Origin of the sequence: Pseudomonas sp. FP453 (assembly GCF_030687495.1) — a bacterium.
In the GTDB taxonomy this organism is placed as follows: Bacteria; Pseudomonadota; Gammaproteobacteria; order Pseudomonadales; family Pseudomonadaceae; genus Aquipseudomonas.
On the sequence record NZ_CP117435.1, the window covers coordinates 5994362 to 6009729 of the forward strand.

General features: G+C 62.8%; 14 protein-coding genes. 6 read left to right on the plus strand and 8 right to left on the minus strand.

Going from position 1 to position 15368, the window contains the following annotated elements; all coding sequences use genetic code 11:
- Positions 1-79: 79 nt before the first annotated feature.
- Together ppk1 and hemB are read right to left on the minus strand one after the other, a co-directional pair.
- Positions 80-2302: a polyphosphate kinase 1 gene (ppk1, locus tag PSH87_RS27425; RefSeq protein WP_017736957.1), complete on the minus strand. Its 2223-nt coding sequence runs from the start codon at positions 2300-2302 to the stop codon at positions 80-82.
- Between the two features lie 18 nt (positions 2303-2320).
- Complete coding sequence (hemB, locus tag PSH87_RS27430; RefSeq protein WP_017736958.1) at positions 2321-3334, minus strand: porphobilinogen synthase; 1014 nt, start codon at positions 3332-3334, stop codon at positions 2321-2323.
- Positions 3335-3543: 209 nt separating this feature from the next.
- On the opposite strand from hemB, the gene PSH87_RS27435 reads away from it, so the two are divergent.
- Complete coding sequence (locus PSH87_RS27435; protein ID WP_017736959.1) at positions 3544-4179, plus strand: DedA family protein; 636 nt, start codon at positions 3544-3546, stop codon at positions 4177-4179.
- Here PSH87_RS27435 and PSH87_RS27440 read toward each other — a convergent pair.
- Positions 4160-5395, minus strand: coding sequence for a sterol desaturase family protein (locus tag PSH87_RS27440; RefSeq protein ID WP_305431790.1), 1236 nt, complete (start codon positions 5393-5395; stop codon positions 4160-4162). The two genes, PSH87_RS27435 and PSH87_RS27440, sit on opposite strands and share 20 nt — an antisense overlap.
- 117 nt (positions 5396-5512) lie before the next feature.
- On the opposite strand from PSH87_RS27440, the gene elbB reads away from it, so the two are divergent.
- Entirely contained in the window at positions 5513-6178 is a 666-nt protein-coding gene (gene elbB, locus PSH87_RS27445; protein WP_305431792.1) for an isoprenoid biosynthesis glyoxalase ElbB, read from the plus strand.
- On the opposite strand, the gene PSH87_RS27450 is transcribed toward elbB, so the two are convergent.
- Together PSH87_RS27450 and PSH87_RS27455 are read right to left on the minus strand one after the other, a co-directional pair.
- The gene (locus tag PSH87_RS27450; protein ID WP_124526870.1) at positions 6175-6630 is read right to left on the minus strand and encodes a YaiI/YqxD family protein; all 456 of its coding nucleotides are present in this window, start codon (positions 6628-6630) and stop codon (positions 6175-6177) included. The two genes, elbB and PSH87_RS27450, sit on opposite strands and share 4 nt — an antisense overlap.
- 136 nt (positions 6631-6766) lie before the next feature.
- Entirely contained in the window at positions 6767-8662 is a 1896-nt protein-coding gene (locus tag PSH87_RS27455; protein ID WP_305431793.1) for an FTR1 family protein, read from the minus strand.
- Between the two features lie 257 nt (positions 8663-8919).
- On the opposite strand from PSH87_RS27455, the gene PSH87_RS27460 reads away from it, so the two are divergent.
- From PSH87_RS27460 to PSH87_RS27475, 4 genes are read left to right on the plus strand one after another with little or no spacing between them, the layout of a single operon-like run.
- Positions 8920-10314, plus strand: a complete 1395-nt coding sequence (locus PSH87_RS27460) for a COG3014 family protein (protein ID WP_305431795.1) — start codon at positions 8920-8922, stop codon at positions 10312-10314.
- A gap of 10 nt (positions 10315-10324) precedes the next feature.
- Positions 10325-10696 (plus strand): YcfL family protein, encoded by a 372-nt coding sequence (locus PSH87_RS27465; RefSeq protein ID WP_017530843.1) that lies wholly within the window; start codon positions 10325-10327, stop codon positions 10694-10696.
- A 35-nt stretch (positions 10697-10731) separates the two neighbouring features.
- Positions 10732-11319, plus strand: coding sequence for a penicillin-binding protein activator LpoB (gene lpoB / locus PSH87_RS27470; RefSeq protein ID WP_017736965.1), 588 nt, complete (start codon positions 10732-10734; stop codon positions 11317-11319).
- 3 nt (positions 11320-11322) lie between these two features.
- Positions 11323-12063, plus strand: a complete 741-nt coding sequence (locus PSH87_RS27475; RefSeq protein ID WP_305431798.1) for a penicillin-binding protein activator LpoB — start codon at positions 11323-11325, stop codon at positions 12061-12063.
- A 121-nt stretch (positions 12064-12184) separates the two neighbouring features.
- Here PSH87_RS27475 and PSH87_RS27480 read toward each other — a convergent pair whose 3' ends face one another.
- The 3 genes from PSH87_RS27480 to PSH87_RS27490 form a co-directional block, all read right to left on the minus strand.
- Entirely contained in the window at positions 12185-12817 is a 633-nt protein-coding gene (locus tag PSH87_RS27480; RefSeq protein WP_017736967.1) for a LysE family transporter, read from the minus strand.
- Between the two features lie 71 nt (positions 12818-12888).
- Positions 12889-13443 (minus strand): mechanosensitive ion channel family protein, encoded by a 555-nt coding sequence (locus tag PSH87_RS27485; protein WP_017736968.1) that lies wholly within the window; start codon positions 13441-13443, stop codon positions 12889-12891.
- A complete protein-coding gene (locus PSH87_RS27490) occupies positions 13443-15356 on the minus strand; it encodes an ATP-binding cassette domain-containing protein (protein ID WP_305431800.1) in 1914 nt (637 codons plus the stop codon). Before PSH87_RS27490 ends, PSH87_RS27485 begins: the two co-directional genes overlap by 1 nt.
- Between the last annotated feature and the right edge of the window lie 12 nt (positions 15357-15368).

Here is a 15368-nt window from a genome sequence, read left to right on the forward strand (position 1 = left end):
GAGTATCAGTCAATGCATCTTTGACTGACCTACCGCTATCGCGGGCAAGCCCGCTCCCACATTGGGTTATCGCCGGGGGTTAGTTCACCGTCAGGATCGGGCTACCCAACCGCTCCAGCAACGTCGCCTGCGCACTGCGCGGGTTCTGGTTGCCGGTTGGCGTGTTGCGCACGTAGCGGCCGTCCGATTGCAGGCTCCAGCTGTGGGTGTTGTCGGTCAGGTAGCTTTCCAGCTCCTTCTTGACGCGCATGATCAGCTTCTTGCCTTCCACCGGGAAGCACGTCTCCACACGCTTGTCGAGGTTGCGCTCCATCCAGTCGGCGCTGGAGAGGAACATCTGCTCTTCGCCGCCATTGAGGAAGTAGAACACCCGCGTGTGCTCCAGGAAGCGGCCGATGATCGACCGCACGTGGATGTTGTGCGACACGCCGACAATGCCCGGGCGCAGGCAGCACATGCCACGCACCACCAGGTCGATGCGCACGCCGGACTGACTGGCCTTGTACAGCGCGCGGATGATCTTCGGATCGGTCAGCGAGTTGAACTTGGCAATGATGTGCGCCGGTTTGCCGTCGAGGGCGAACTGGGTCTCGCGGGCAATCATGTCGAGCATGCCCTTCTTGAGGGTGAACGGCGCGTGCAGCAGCTTCTTCATGCGCAGGGTCTTGCCCATGCCGATCAGCTGGCTGAACAACTTGCCGACGTCTTCGCACAAGGCGTCGTCGGACGTCAGCAGGCTGTAGTCGGTGTAGAGCTTGGCGTTGCCGGCGTGGTAGTTGCCGGTGCCCAAGTGGGCGTAGCGCACGATCTCACCGGCTTCGCGGCGCAGGATCAGCATCATCTTGGCGTGGGTCTTGAAGCCGACCACGCCGTAGATCACCACCGCGCCCGCCGCTTGCAGGCGGCTGGCCAGTTGCAGGTTGGATTCTTCATCGAAGCGCGCGCGCAGTTCGATCACCGCGGTGACTTCCTTGCCGTTACGCGCGGCATCCACCAGCGCATCGACGATTTCCGAGTTGGCGCCGGAACGGTAAAGCGTTTGGCGTACGGCCAATACATGCGGGTCCTTGGCGGCCTGGCGCAGCAGGTCGACCACCGGGGTGAAGGACTCGAATGGGTGCAGCAGCAGGATGTCCTGCTTGCTCACCACGCTGAAGATGTTCTCGCTGTTTTGCAGCAGCTTCGGGATCTGCGGGGTGAACGGCGTGTATTGCAGTTCCGGGTGGCTGTCCAGGCCGGTGATGCTGAACAGGCGCGTCAGGTTCACCGGGCCGTTGACTTGATACAGCTCGGACTCTGCGAGGTTGAACTGCTTGAGCAGGTAGTCCGACAGGTGTTTCGGGCAGGTATCCGCCACTTCCAGACGCACCGCATCACCGTAGCGCCGCGAGAACAGCTCGCCGCGCAGGGCGCGAGCCAAGTCTTCGACGTCTTCGGAGTCCAGCGCCAGGTCGGCGTTACGGGTCAGGCGGAACTGGTAGCAGCCTTTTACCTTCATGCCCTGGAACAGATCGTCCGCATGCGCATGGATCATCGACGAAAGGAATACATAGTTGTCGCCAGCGCCCCCCACCTCTTCCGGTACCTTGATGATCCGTGGCAACAGACGCGGCGCCGGAATGATCGCCAGGCCGGAATCGCGGCCGAAGGCGTCGATGCCTTCCAGCTCGACGATAAAGTTGAGGCTCTTGTTTACCAGCAACGGAAACGGGTGCGTCGGGTCGAGGCCGATCGGGGTGATGATCGGCGAAATCTCGTCACGGAAGTAACGACGCACCCAGGTCTTGATCTTGGTGGTCCAGTGGCGGCGACGGATAAAGCGGACCTGATGCTTTTCCAGTTCCGGCAGCAGGATGTCGTTGAGGATCGCGTATTGGCGGTCCACATGGCCGTGTACCAGCTCGCTGATGCGCGCCAGGGCCTGATGGGGTTGCAGGCCGTCGGCGCCGGCTTGTTCACGGGCGAAGGTGATCTGCTTCTTGAGGCCGGCGACGCGGATCTCGAAGAACTCGTCCAGGTTGCTGGAGAAGATCAGCAGAAACTTCAGCCGTTCCAGCAACGGGTAGGACTCATCCAGCGCCTGCTCCAGCACGCGGATATTGAATTGCAGTTGCGACAGCTCGCGGTGGATGTACAGGCTGCTGTCATCCAGGTTGGTCACCGCGACCACCGGCGCTGGCGCCGGGGCTTCGACCACCACGGCAGGCGGTGCTGGCTCCAGCTCTGGCGGGGTCTCGGTGACGGGTTCAACCACCGGGTGAGCGTCTTTTACGGCAACTTCTGTGAGTCCTTCGGTATTCATCGAGTGTTCCTGTGAGGGCTATTGTTGCTCTCTAAGCAATTGGGCAGCGCGGGCGGCGAAGTAAGTCAGAATGCCATCAGCGCCGGCACGTTTAAAGGCAGTCAGGGATTCAAGGATCACCCCTTCACTCAACCAACCGTTCTGGATCGCGGCCATGTGCATGGCGTATTCACCGCTGACCTGATAGACAAAGGTCGGCACCTTGAATTCCTCTTTGACCCGGTAAAGGATGTCCAGGTACGGCATCCCGGGCTTGACCATCACCATGTCGGCGCCTTCGGCGAGGTCGGCCGCCACTTCGTGCAGGGCTTCCTGGCTGTTGGCCGGGTCCATCTGGTACGAAGCCTTGTTGGCCTTGCCCAGGTTCAGCGCCGAACCCACCGCATCGCGGAACGGGCCGTAATAGGCGCTGGCGTACTTGGCCGAGTAGGCCATGATCCGCACGTTGACGTGGCCGGCCAGCTCCAGGGCTTCGCGGATCGCCTGGATGCGGCCGTCCATCATGTCCGACGGCGCAACCACCTGGGCACCCGCCGCCGCGTGGGACAAGGCTTGCTTGACCAGCGCATCGACGGTGATGTCGTTCTGAACATAGCCGTCTTCGTCCAGAATGCCATCCTGGCCGTGGGTGGTGAACGGGTCCAACGCGACGTCGGTGATCACCCCCAGCTCCGGGAAACGCTCGCGCAAGGCGCGGGTGGCGCGCTGGGCGATGCCCTCGGGGTTCCAGGCTTCGGCAGCGTCAAGGGACTTGAGTTCAGGCGGCGTGACCGGGAACAGCGCCAGCGCCGGAATGCCCAACTCGACCCAGCCTGCCGCTTCGATCAGCAGTTGATCAATGGTCAAGCGCTCTACACCCGGCATCGAGGCCACCGCTTCCCGGCGATTTTCGCCGTCGAGCACAAACACCGGCAGGATCAGATCATTCGTCGTCAGCACGTTTTCACGGACCAGGCGGCGAGAAAAATCATCACGGCGATTGCGACGCAGACGGGTTGCGGGGAACAGGCGATTGGCAGGGGTAAAGCTCACGACAGACTCCTGAGCCCGCGTTTACGGGCGAGCGTTGCAGTTATAAGCGGGCATTATGACGAATGAATGACAGTTGTGCTTATCGGTGCGACCTGTAGCCGCATTCGCGGTTTATGTAGGAATTGTTCACTTCGTGACACATCTCGATACTTTCACGAATGTTCACGAAGGCGTAGGCTGCGCGTTCATTTCGCCAGCACCCCCAGACCATGCTTCAACAATTTCTGCATGACTTCGGCTACTTTGCGCTCTTCCTGGGCACCTTCTTTGAAGGCGAGACCATCCTGGTTCTCGCAGGCTTCCTGGCGTTCCGTGGGTACATGGATATCAACCTGGTGGTGGTCGTTGCCTTTTTTGGCAGCTACGCCGGCGACCAGCTTTGGTATTACATGGGCCGCAAGCACGGGCGCAAATTGTTGGCCCGCAAGCCCCGCTGGCAATTGATGGGCGACAAGGCCCTGGGGCATATCCGCAAGCACCCGGATCTCTGGGTATTGAGCTTCCGCTTTGTTTACGGATTGCGCACGGTCATGCCGGTAGCGATTGGCCTGTCCGGCTACCCACCGTTGCGCTACCTGATCCTCAACGGGATTGGCGCGGCGATCTGGGCGGCCGCACTGGGCGCCGCGGCGTACCACTTCGGCGCGGTGCTGGAAGGCATGCTGGGCAGCGTCAAGAAGTACGAGCTGTGGGTGCTGGGCGCCTTGCTGGTCCTGGGCTTCGGCCTGTGGCTGCGTCGCCGCTTCAAGAACGCGCGTATCGCCCGCGAGGCGTGTGCCGACGCCAAGGCCCGGCTCGCCGCCGAGCCGGCCCCGGTCGAAACGACTAAGACGCCAGTCGAGTAAGCCGGCTTCTACAGCAGTAGAGGCCGATCACGCTGAGCAGGCTGTAGCTCAGCAGGCCCAGCCAGCCCAGGTTGCTGGCCGGCCACAGCCCCACCTGCGGTGCCAGCCACACCAGCGGCACGTTCAGCGCCAGCCGCGCCAGTTCGGCCTTCAATGCCCACGGGCGGTTCTCCAGGGCCACGCCCAAGGTAAACAAGCCCAGCGCCATCGCACTCCAACCCAGGATCAGCGCGGCCGTGGGCAACCCCTCGCCGAAATTCATCAGGTAGCTGCCAAAGCCCACATACGCGGCAAACTGCAGGGCGATGTACACCTGTTGGCGCACGTCCAGCGCCACCTCGAACTTACGGAACTGACTCAAGTCGTGCTTGGCCAACGGGTACTTGGCCTTCACATCTGCCGGGCGCCAGCCGGTACGCATGAACCAGATGCGCAGCTTGTCCCACCAACGCTCGGTGCGCCGCGCATCACTCCACAGCTGTGCATAAAACTGCAGGTTGGCCCACAGCGGGTTCCAACTGGCCAGGGGTGTGGTCACGCCGAAAATCACCGGTTCGTTGTCGTCTTCTTCCTGGAAGGTGCCGAACAGGCGGTCCCAAATAATGAACACCCCGCCGTAGTTGCGATCCATGTAGAGAGCGTTCTGTGCATGGTGCGCCCGATGATTGGACGGCGTGACGAAGAACCACTCGTACCAGCCAAGCTTCGGCACATGGCGCGTGTGCACCCAGAATTGGTACAGCAGGTTGAGGGAGGCCACGCTGATAAACACCACCAGCGGCACGCCGACCACGGCCAGCGGCAGGTAGAAGATCCAGCTCAGCAGGAAGCCGGTGCTGGTCTGGCGCAGGGCGGTGCTGAGGTTGTAGTCCTCGCTCTGGTGATGCACCGAGTGCGCGGCCCAGAGGATATTGCGCTCGTGGCCCATGCGGTGCAGCCAGTAGTAGCAGAAGTCATAGAAGACAAAGGCGAACATCCAGGTCCAGGGGTTCTGGGCCGGCAAGTCAAACAGCGCCAGGTGCTTGAGGGCGAAAGCGTAGGTCAACAGGCCCACGCCCTTGGTCAACAACCCCGTGGTGGTGGACAGCACACCGGTGCTGAGGCTGTTGATGGCGTCCGCCACCCGATAGTTGCGCTCGCCACGCCAGCGGTCGGCGAGCAGCTCCACCACGATCAAGGCGATGAAAAACGGTACCGCGTAAGGCACGAAGTCCATGGGCTAGTCCGGTCTATTTTTGTTACATCTAGAGTAGGTGTAGCGGCGCAAGAGCCCATTGGCAACAGGTGACAAATATAGTAGACATTTAACGCCATGAACCCAGGAGAAATGCCCATGAGCAAAAAGATTGCAGTGATCCTTTCCGGCTGTGGCGTGTACGACGGCGCCGAGGTCCAAGAAAGCGTGATCACCCTGCTGCGCCTGGACCAGCGCGGCGCTCAGGTCCAATGCTTTGCCCCCGACATTGCGCAACTGCACGTGATCAACCACCTCACCGGCGAGGAGATGCCCGAGACCCGCAACGTGCTGGTGGAGTCGGCGCGTATCGCCCGCGGCGAGGTGAAGGACATCGGTGAAGCCAACGCCGACGACTTCGACGCGCTGATCGTGCCGGGCGGGTTTGGGGCGGCGAAGAACCTGTCCAACTTTGCCGTGGCAGGCGCCGGTTGCAGCGTCAACCCGCAGGTCTTGGCGTTGGCCGAAGCCTTCGCCGAAGCGGGCAAGCCGGTGGGGCTGATCTGCATCTCCCCGGCCCTGGCGGCAAAAATCTACGGCCCCGGCGTGACCTGCACCATCGGCAACTGCGCCGACACGGCGGCGGCGCTGGACAAGATGGGCGCCACCCACCAGGAATGTGCAGTGGACGATATCGTTGAAGACAAGGCGCGCAAGCTGGTGAGCACGCCGGCCTATATGGTGGGCAAGAGCATCAGCGAGGTGGCTTCAGGCATCAACAAGCTGGTGGATCGGGTGCTGGAGTTGACCCACGAGAACGACTAACCGGCCCGCATCAATCGGGTCAGGATACGGTCCAGGGCATTGGCAAATGCCTGCTTGTCCTTCTCGCCATGGGGCGGTGGCCCGCCGCCCATCTGGCCCTGTTCGCGCAGATCGGTGAACAGGTTGCGCACCGCCAGGCGTTCACTCATGTTCGCCGGGCTGAACTCCTTGCCCCGTGGGTCTAGGGCGGTGACGCCCTTCTTCACCAGGCGATCAGCCAGCGGTACATCGCTGCAGATCACCAACTCACCGGGCACCGCGTGTTCCACCAGGTAGTCATCCGCCGCATCCGGGCCGCTGGGGACCACGATCAGCTTTACGCATGAAAAGCTCGGCTTGATCTGGCTCTGCCCGGCCACCAACACCACTTCGAACTGGCGCTTGAGGGCGAACTTCACCACCTGGTCCTTGGCTGCCCGAGGGCAGGCGTCGGCATCGATCCATACGCGCATAAACACACCTTCCAGAAACAACATCTATCCAATGTGGGAGCGGGCTTGCCCGCGATAGCGTCGGATCAGCCAACACCTACATCGACTGACACACCGCAATCGCGGGCAAGCCCGCTCCCACACTGACTGTGCCCGATTAAATAGTGGCGCGACGCTTCTCGGCCAACCGACTGCGGCCATACAACACCACAATCGCCAGGATCGCCACCGCCTGCGCACTCAACGAGTACGCATCGGCATGAATCCCCAGCCAATCAAAGTCAAAGAACGCCACCGGCCGTGTGCCAAAGATCCCGGCCTCCTGCAATGCCTTCACGCCATGCCCGGCAAACACCACCGACAACGCGCACAACAGCGCCGCATTGATGCCGAAGAACAGCGCCAACGGCAGCTTCGCCGAGCCGCGCAGGATCACCCACGCCAGGCCCACCAACAGCACCAGCGCCGTGGCGCCACCCGCCAACACGGCGTTGTGCCCAGCCGGGCCGGCTTGCAGCCACAGGGTTTCATAAAACAGGATCACTTCGAACAGCTCGCGATACACCGAGAAGAACGCCAGCATCGCAAAACCGAAGCGCCCGCCGCCGCCCACCAGGCTGCTCTTGATGTAGTCCTGCCACGCAGCAGCATGGCGGCGGTCGTGCATCCACACGCCGAGCCACAGCACCATCACGCTGGCAAACAGCGCCGTGCAGCCTTCCAGCAGTTCACGCTGGGCACCGCTGACGTCAATCACATACGCCGCCAGCGCCCAGGTGGCCAAGCCCGCCAGCAGCGCCAGGCCCCAGCCAACGTTGACACTGCGCACCGCCGACTGCTGGCCGGTGTTACGCAGGAACGCGAGGATCGCCGCCAATACCAGGATCGCTTCCAGGCCTTCGCGCAGCAGGATCAGCAAACCGGAGATGTAGCTCAGCGACCAGCTCAGGCCATCGCTGCCCAGCAGGCCGGCGGACTCAGTCAGCTTGCCCTTGGCCACATCCAGGCGCTGCTGCACTTGTTCGATCGGCAGCCCGTCCTGCAACGATTGCCGATAGGCCATCAGGGCTTTCTCAGTGTCCTTGCGCAGGTTGGCGTCGACGTTATCCAGGGAGCTTTCCACCAGCTCGAAGCCTTCGAGGTAGGCGGCGACGGACAAGTCGTAGGCCTGCTCGTGATCACCGTTGCGGAACGCGGCGAGGCTCTTGTCCAGGGTGCTCGCGGTGTAGTCGAGCAACTGCGCCGGGCCACGCTTGACCTGCGGCGGTTGTGCGCGCTGGGCGCGGAAGGTCGCGGCGGCGGCTGGGCCGCTGGCTGCCAGCACTTCGTTCGGGGTCTGGCGGGCCAGGTCGGCGAGGTTGAACGGTTGCTCGCTCTTGGCCGCAGCCGGGTCGGCGGTGAAGCCGGCGATGTAGGTGGCCAGGTCCCAGCGCTGGCGGTCGTCCAGCTGGTCGGCAAAGGACGGCATGTCGGTGCCTTCGACGCCCAGGCCGAGGGTGTTGTAGATCGCATACAGGCTCAGGCGATCCAGGCGCGTGGCGTCCGTCAGGTTGGCGGGCGGCGGCGTCATGCCGGTGCCCGCTGGGCCATCACCGGCGCCGGCAGCGCCGTGGCACACCGAGCACTGCTGGGCGTAGAGCGGCGCGCCGCGCACAGGGTCGGGAGTGATCGCCGGGGCCTGGCTGACTTCATAGGCCACCGCCAGCTTGGCGCCCAACTGCCGGGCCTGGCGGGCGACGGTCGCGCCCTCCGCATGGGCAGTGACTGCTGCCAGCAACTCATCAACGCCGCTGATCAACTCGGCGCGCTCGGGCTTGGCCGGCAGATCCGCCACCAAACCCTGCAACACCCCAAGAAACTCAAGCTGCTCACGGTACTCGGAATCATCGACAACCTTGCCCGCCTCCACCGTCGGCGGGTAGTCGGCGCCAATGTAGTCCAACAAATGCAGGGCTTGTGGAGCGCCCTCGGTCGTCGCGGCCAGCAGATGAGAGCTGCACGACATCAACGCCGGCAGCATCAGCCAGGCGAGAAAACGGAAGGGGGCAGTCATGAATGAATCTCAAAGGGAAATACGAAGTAACATATTGTTTAACGTTAAGCGCTTTGACTCAAGGCGTTAGTGATTTGACGCAGGGAATAGCGTCGAAACAGTGATGGCGCCCCCACCTATCCCCCAGGCAAAAAGCCATTGTTTTGCCAGCTATGGCGCCTATAATGCCGCGCCCTGTTATCGCGAAAGGGTCTTTATTTCCTCGTTTTAATGAGGAATTGGCACATCAGCTGGTTACGTTCAGGGAAGAAGTCTGCATGGCATTTCGCGCCGTTACCCCGCTCGCACTCGCGGCGGTCACCTTGCTGTCGGGTTGCTCGATGTTTCGCAGCTACGACAGCGAGCTGCAAGCCACCAACCAGCAGTTGGTCAGCGGCAATGTCGAGGCCGCGCTGACCCTGCTGGAGAAAAACAACAGCGGCGAAGACAAGGACCTGCTGTATTTCTTCGAAAAGGGTGAATTGCTGCGGGCCAAGGGCGACCTCAGCGGCAGCCAGATCGCCTGGCGCAGCGCCGACCTGCAAGTCTACAAGTGGGAAGAGTCGGTCAAGTTCGACAGCGAGCGCTACCTCGCCCAGTTCGGCAGTTTCCTCGCCAACGACAAGGTGCGTCGCTACGAAGGCTATGACTACGAAAAAGTCATGCTGACCACGCAAATGGCCCTGAACCTGCTGGCCCTGAACGACTTCGACGGCGCCCGCACCGAGATCAAGAAGACCCACGAACGCGAAGCGGTGATCGCCGACCTGCGCGACAAGGAATACCTCAAGCGCGAGAACGAAGCCGAACGCCAGGGCGTGACGACGCAGTTCAAGGACCTGCGTGGCTACCCAGTGGAAACCCTCGACGCGCCGGAAGTGGTCGGCCTGAAGAACAGCTATCAAAGCGCGTTCAGCCATTACCTCGCTGGTTTCGTCTACGAAGCCCTCGGCGAAAAAGACCTGGCCGCCCCCGGCTACCGCAAGGCCGCCGAGTTGCGCCCGAACACGCCGTTGCTGGAACAAGCCCTGCTCGACCTCGACAAAAGCAGCCTCGGCGCCGATGAAACCGACGTGCTGATCGTGGTGCAGAGCGGCCTGGCGCCGGCGCGTGATTCGATCCGCCTGCCGCTGCCGATTCCGATCGACGGCCATCTGGTGATTACCCCGCTGTCATTCCCGGTGATCAAGGCCGACACCTCCACCGCGCACTTCGCGCAGATCGGCGTCGATGGCCAGCAACAGAACCTCACCGCACTCAACAGCACCACCGCCATGTCGCGCCGCGCCCTGCGCGATGACATGCCGGGGATCATCCTGCGCACCACCGTGCGCGCCGTGACCCGTGGCGTGACGCAAAACAACCTGAACAAGACCAACCCCATGGCCGGGCTGGTGCTGGGCATCGCCTCGGCCGTCACCGAAGGCGCCGACACACGCACCTGGCGCACCCTGCCGGACCTGACCCAGGTCACGCGCCTGCGCCTCAAGCGCGGCGAGCACCAGGTCAGCCTGCCCAACGCCCTGGGCGGCACGCGGGTGACCGTCAAGGCCGACCAGCGCTACCAAGTGATCACCCTGCGCGTGGTCGGCAACCAGGTGTTCGCCGGCGGCCTGGCGGCCCACGTGGTGCCGAGCCCGACCACCCAGGCCATCGCCCTCAAACAACCTTAAGGAGCACGTTATGCGTCATTTCATCCTCGGCGCCCTGGCGCTGGTCCTGCTGGCCGGCTGCGCCACCCCGCCGCCACCGGAACCCGGCAGTGCGGCGAGCAAAATCGTAGTGATGGGCAAGTTCAAGGGCATCGCCGTCGGCGCCATCCGCGTGGCGCGCGAGAACGGCTTCCTCACCGCCAAGGTGCAGCTGAGCAATATCACCAGCAGCAACCAGACGATGTATTACCGCTTCGCCTGGCTGGGGGCCGACGGCTTCCCGGTGGGCGACGAAGACACCTGGAAAGTGCTGAACCTGTACGCCAACCAGGCGACCTTCCTGCCGGCCATTGCCAACTTGCCTCAAGCCGCGGACTTCCGCCTTGAAGTGAAGACGCCTTGACGCCCGCCCCTATTCAGCTCTGGAGAGATTCCCCCATGTTTGCACGCTTCTCGATCCTTGCCGTGGTTGCCGTCCTGGCCAGCGGTTGCTCCAACACCTCGCCGGTGCTGGGCAGCAAGAACATCAGCTACGGCGACACCAAGGCCGTGGAAACCGTGACCAACGAGTTCGGCTCCACCGACCTGCAGATGATCGCCGAAAGCATGACCCGCTCGCTCGCCCAGTCCGGCATCCTGCAAGGCCGCCCGGTGGTGCAGGTGTATGACGTGAAGAACAAGACCAGCGAGTACATCGACACCCGCGAGATCACCACGTCGATCAAGACCCAACTGATGAAGACCGGCACCGCACGCTTCGCCAGCGACAACACCGACATGCAAAGCCAGGTCGACCAGCTCAAGCTGCAGAACCAGAGCGGCCTGTACAAGAAGTCCACGGTGAGCAAGACCGGCAACATGGTCGCCGCCAAGTACCGCCTGGAAGGCTCCATCAGCTCCATCGTCAAGCGCAGCTCGGATTACAAGGACGTGTTCTACAAGTTCAGCCTGCAACTGGTGGACGTGGAAAGCGGCCTGGCCGAGTGGATGGACGAAAAAGAAATCCGCAAGACCACGGAGCGCTAAGCCATGCGTACATGGATCGGCATGATCGGCCTGCTATGCGCCTTTGGCGCCTCGGCCGCACCGAAAATCGCGGTGACCGACCTGGCCTATCAGGCGCGGGTCGAGGAATACATCCACGCGGTGTCGGCCAGCAACAACTTCCAGGCCAGCGGCTACCACGCCAGCGGCGCGTCGAGCTACGCCGAGTTCGAGAGCCGCTCCAGCTACATCGAGCAGCTTGAGCTGCGCAAATTCAGCGGCGACATCAAGGGCGAGATCCTCAAGTCGCGCCAGTTCCAGTTGGTGCAAGGCACGCCCTACACCGCCGACGCCAAGGGTGACGTGTATGACGTGATCAAGCGGATCAAGGCCGGCAACTTCAAGGGCGCGGACTACGTGCTGTTTGGCACCCTGTCCGACATCGACTTCACCCAGGACCTCAACGCCATCGACCGCACCAACAGCTACTCGGCGGTGCTGAGCCTGACGTTGGTGGCGGATTTCAGCCTGATCAACACGCGCACCTTCGAAATCACCTCGGCGTTTACCGCCATGGGTGAAGGGCAAGACACCAAGCTGGTGAACAGCCGCGACGTGCGCGTGAACCTGAACCGGCCACGGGTGGTGAAGGACGTGTCGAAAACGTTGGGTGAGGATGTGGCGCGGCAGCTGGCGGAGCAGTTGGATGGCGGGTATCAAGAACCCGGCCAACCCGTGTTGCGCAATAACCTGCCGAGGGATGAAGCGCCGAAGATCCTGCGCTGATCCTCGATAACGCGGCTAACACAAATCAATGTGGGAGCTGGCTTGCCTGCGATAGCGGTGTATCAGATACACCGCTATCGCAGGCAAGCCAGCCCCCACAGTTTTGATCCGGTTTCGTCAGTTATGCCGTGGCGCGGTGCAGGCTGGCGAGGAAGCCGGCGGCGCCGACAAACAACCCGGCAAACGTACGATTCATCCGCTTCTGCTGCTTCGGCGTACGCAACAAGCGCAACACCTTCGCCGCCAACCCCGTATACCCCGCCATCACGATCATATCCACGCAGATCATCGTCGCGCCCAGGATCACGTACTGGATCACCAGCGGCGCCTGCGGGTTCACGAACTGCGGCAACACCGCCAGCATGAACACCAAGGCCTTGGGGTTGCTCGCATTGACCAGGAAGCCACGGAACATCATCGCCATCGGCTTGCCGATCGGGCGCACGGCCGCGTCATCGGACATGTCCATGGGCAAGGCGCGCCATTGCTTGATCGCCAGGTACACCAGGTACGCCACGCCAAACCATTTGATCGCATAGAACGCGGTAGACGACGTCGCCAGAATCGCACCCAGGCCGCCGGCGACCACGGCAATCTGCATCGCCAGGCCGATTTGCAGGCCAATGGCATTCCAGTAACCGCGCGCAAAACCGTATTGCAGGCCGCTGGACATCGAGGCGATGGCACCGGCACCGGGGGAAAGGGAGATGATCCAACTGGCCACGAAAAAGGCCAGCCATGTATCGAGTGCCATTACACACCTCGTTTCAAATCTGTCGTGAGCGTTAAGCTAACTCCGACGACCGAGGCCTGGCTATAGAATTTTTACGCGGGGCTGGTCCAGCGGCGCACCGAACGCTGGAAGAACAGGCTGTTAGGCACCTGCACCATCGCGCTGTCGGTACCGGCTTCGGCCACTTCGATCAGCGTGGTGTACAGCAGGTTGATCGCCACGACGCGGCCCTTCACGCCCGGTTTGTCCACGGTGTCCACCAGCTCCACGATGTCGCCGATGCGGAACGGCCCGACGGTAAAGATCAGGATCGCGCACAGCAGGTTGGACAGCACCGACCACATGGCAAAAAACGCCACGGCCGCCACGGCGACAAACCCCGACAGCGCCGTCCACAGCACCGTGGCGGACACGCCCACGCGTTCCAGCACAAAGATCAGCGCGCTGCCCATGATCAACCAGCGCAAGCCACCGCGCAGCGGCATCAGCAGTTGCGGCGGGAACGGGTAGCGCTCGCCCAGGCGCGTCAGGCCCTTGGCGACAAAACGCTGCGCCAGGTAGCCGGCCAGCAGGATCAGCAGGATCTGCACGCCGATCCAGATCGGCTCGACCCACTGCGGCGGCAGCGGCAACTGCAAGGCTTCCATCAGGACAGCGCTTCCAGCTGCGCTTGCAGGGTTTCGAGCAATTCGAGGGCTTCCATCCAGGTTTCCTCCAATTGCCCTTCACGCACCTTGAGCTTGGCCTGTTCGGCCAGCAGGTCGCGCAGTTCATCCTTGCGGGCGGCTTCGTACACGGCGCTGTCGCCCAGGCTGGCTTCGATCTTGGCCAGGCGCTCATGCACCTTGCCCAGTTCGGCTTCCAGCTTGTCGGCTTCACGCTTGTGCGGCGCCAGTTGTTGGCGCAAGGCAGCGGCGGCCTGGCGCTGGGCTTTCTTGTCGGTCTTGTCCGGGTTGACCGGCGAGTTGCTGACCGGCGCGTTGCGCAGGCGGTAATCCGTCAGCCAGCGCGCGTAGTCGTCGAGGTCGCCGTCGAATTCTTCGACTTTGCCGTCGGCCACCAGCAGGAAGTTGTCGGTGGTGCTCTTGAGCAAGTGGCGGTCGTGAGACACCACCAGGACGGCACCGCTGAATTCCTGCAAGGCCATGGTCAGCGCCAGGCGCATTTCCAGGTCCAGGTGGTTGGTCGGTTCGTCGAGCAGCAACAGGTTCGGCCGGTCCCAGGCGATCAACGCCAGGGCCAGGCGGGCTTTTTCGCCGCCGGAGAAATTCAGCACCGGCTCATCGATACGCGCGCCACGGAAGTCGAAGCCGCCGAGGAAGTCGCGCAGCACCTGTTCGCGCTCGGTCGGCGCCAGGCGTTGCAGGTGCAACAGCGGGCTGGCCTTGGCGTCGAGGGAGTCCAGCTGATGCTGGGCGAAGTAGCCCACCACCAGGTTCTCGCCACGGGTCAGGCGACCGGCCAGGGGTTGCAGTTCGCCGGAGAGGTTCTTGATCAGCGTCGACTTGCCCGCGCCGTTGGGGCCCAGCAGACCGATGCGCGCGCCCGGCGTGAGCTGCAACTTCACTTTTTCCAGGATGGTTTTTTCGCCATAACCCAGGCGTGCATCCGAGAGGTCCAGCAGCAACGGGCTGGAGATTTTCACCGACTCGCGGAACACAAAGTCGAACGGCGAATCGACGTGGGCCGCCGACAGTTCTTCCATGCGCTCCAGGGCCTTGATCCGGCTCTGGGCCTGGCGGGCCTTGGTGGCCTGGGCCTTGAACCGGGCGATGTAGCTTTCCATGTGCGCACGTTGCGCCTGCTGCTTCTCGAACGCCTGCTGCTGTTGGGCCAGGCGTTCGGCACGGGCGCGCTCGAACGCGGTGTAGCCGCCACGGTAGAGGGTGATTTTCTTCTGTTCGACGTGGGCAATGTTATCGACCACGGCGTCGAGGAAATCCCGGTCGTGGGAAATCAGCAGCAAGGTGCCCTGGTAGCTCTTGAGGAAATCCTCCAGCCACAGGATCGCATCGAGGTCCAAGTGGTTGGTCGGTTCGTCGAGCAGCAGCAGGTCGGACGGGCACATCAGCGCCTGGGCCAGGTTCAGGCGCATGCGCCAGCCGCCGGAGAAGTCGGCGACCGGGCGATCCATCTGTTCGTTGGTGAAGCCCAGGCCGGCGAGCATCTTGCGCGCACGGGCGTCGGCGGTGTAGCCGTCGGCACTGTCGAGTTCCGCGTGCAGGCGCGCCTGGGCGCCGCCGTCCTGGGCTTTCTCGGCCTCGGCGAGGTCGTGTTGCACCTGGCGCAGGCGCAGGTCGCCATCGAGCACGTAGTCGATCGCGATGCGGTCCAGGGTGTCGATCTCCTGGCGCATATGGGCGATGCGCCAGTCGGCGGGCAGCAGGCAGTCCCCGGAATCCGGGGTCAGCTCACCCAGCAACAGGGCGAACAACGTGGATTTGCCGGCGCCGTTGGCACCGATCAGGCCGGCTTTGTGACCGGCGTGCAGGGTCAGCTCGGCGTCTTCGAGAAGACGTTGCGGGCCACGCTGTAATGTTAGGCTTTGAAGTCGGATCATAATGGCGGCGGA

Bases quoted from the DNA above. Each gene is read 5' to 3' on its own strand.
- PSH87_RS27460 (WP_305431795.1), top strand. From the start codon at position 8,920: ATGGCATTTCGCGCCGTTACCCCGCTCGCACTCGCGGCGGTCACCTTG.
- PSH87_RS27475 (WP_305431798.1), top strand. From the start codon at position 11,323: ATGCGTACATGGATCGGCATGATCGGCCTGCTATGCGCCTTTGGCGCC.
- ppk1 (WP_017736957.1), bottom strand. From the start codon at position 2,302: ATGAATACCGAAGGACTCACAGAAGTTGCCGTAAAAGACGCTCACCCG.
- PSH87_RS27440 (WP_305431790.1), bottom strand. From the start codon at position 5,395: ATGGACTTCGTGCCTTACGCGGTACCGTTTTTCATCGCCTTGATCGTG.
- lpoB (WP_017736965.1), top strand. From the start codon at position 10,732: ATGTTTGCACGCTTCTCGATCCTTGCCGTGGTTGCCGTCCTGGCCAGC.
- PSH87_RS27485 (WP_017736968.1), bottom strand. From the start codon at position 13,443: ATGGAAGCCTTGCAGTTGCCGCTGCCGCCGCAGTGGGTCGAGCCGATC.
- PSH87_RS27450 (WP_124526870.1), bottom strand. From the start codon at position 6,630: ATGCGCGTATGGATCGATGCCGACGCCTGCCCTCGGGCAGCCAAGGAC.
- elbB (WP_305431792.1), top strand. From the start codon at position 5,513: ATGAGCAAAAAGATTGCAGTGATCCTTTCCGGCTGTGGCGTGTACGAC.
- PSH87_RS27435 (WP_017736959.1), top strand. From the start codon at position 3,544: ATGCTTCAACAATTTCTGCATGACTTCGGCTACTTTGCGCTCTTCCTG.
- PSH87_RS27455 (WP_305431793.1), bottom strand. From the start codon at position 8,662: ATGACTGCCCCCTTCCGTTTTCTCGCCTGGCTGATGCTGCCGGCGTTG.
- PSH87_RS27480 (WP_017736967.1), bottom strand. From the start codon at position 12,817: ATGGCACTCGATACATGGCTGGCCTTTTTCGTGGCCAGTTGGATCATC.
- PSH87_RS27490 (WP_305431800.1), bottom strand. From the start codon at position 15,356: ATGATCCGACTTCAAAGCCTAACATTACAGCGTGGCCCGCAACGTCTT.
- PSH87_RS27465 (WP_017530843.1), top strand. From the start codon at position 10,325: ATGCGTCATTTCATCCTCGGCGCCCTGGCGCTGGTCCTGCTGGCCGGC.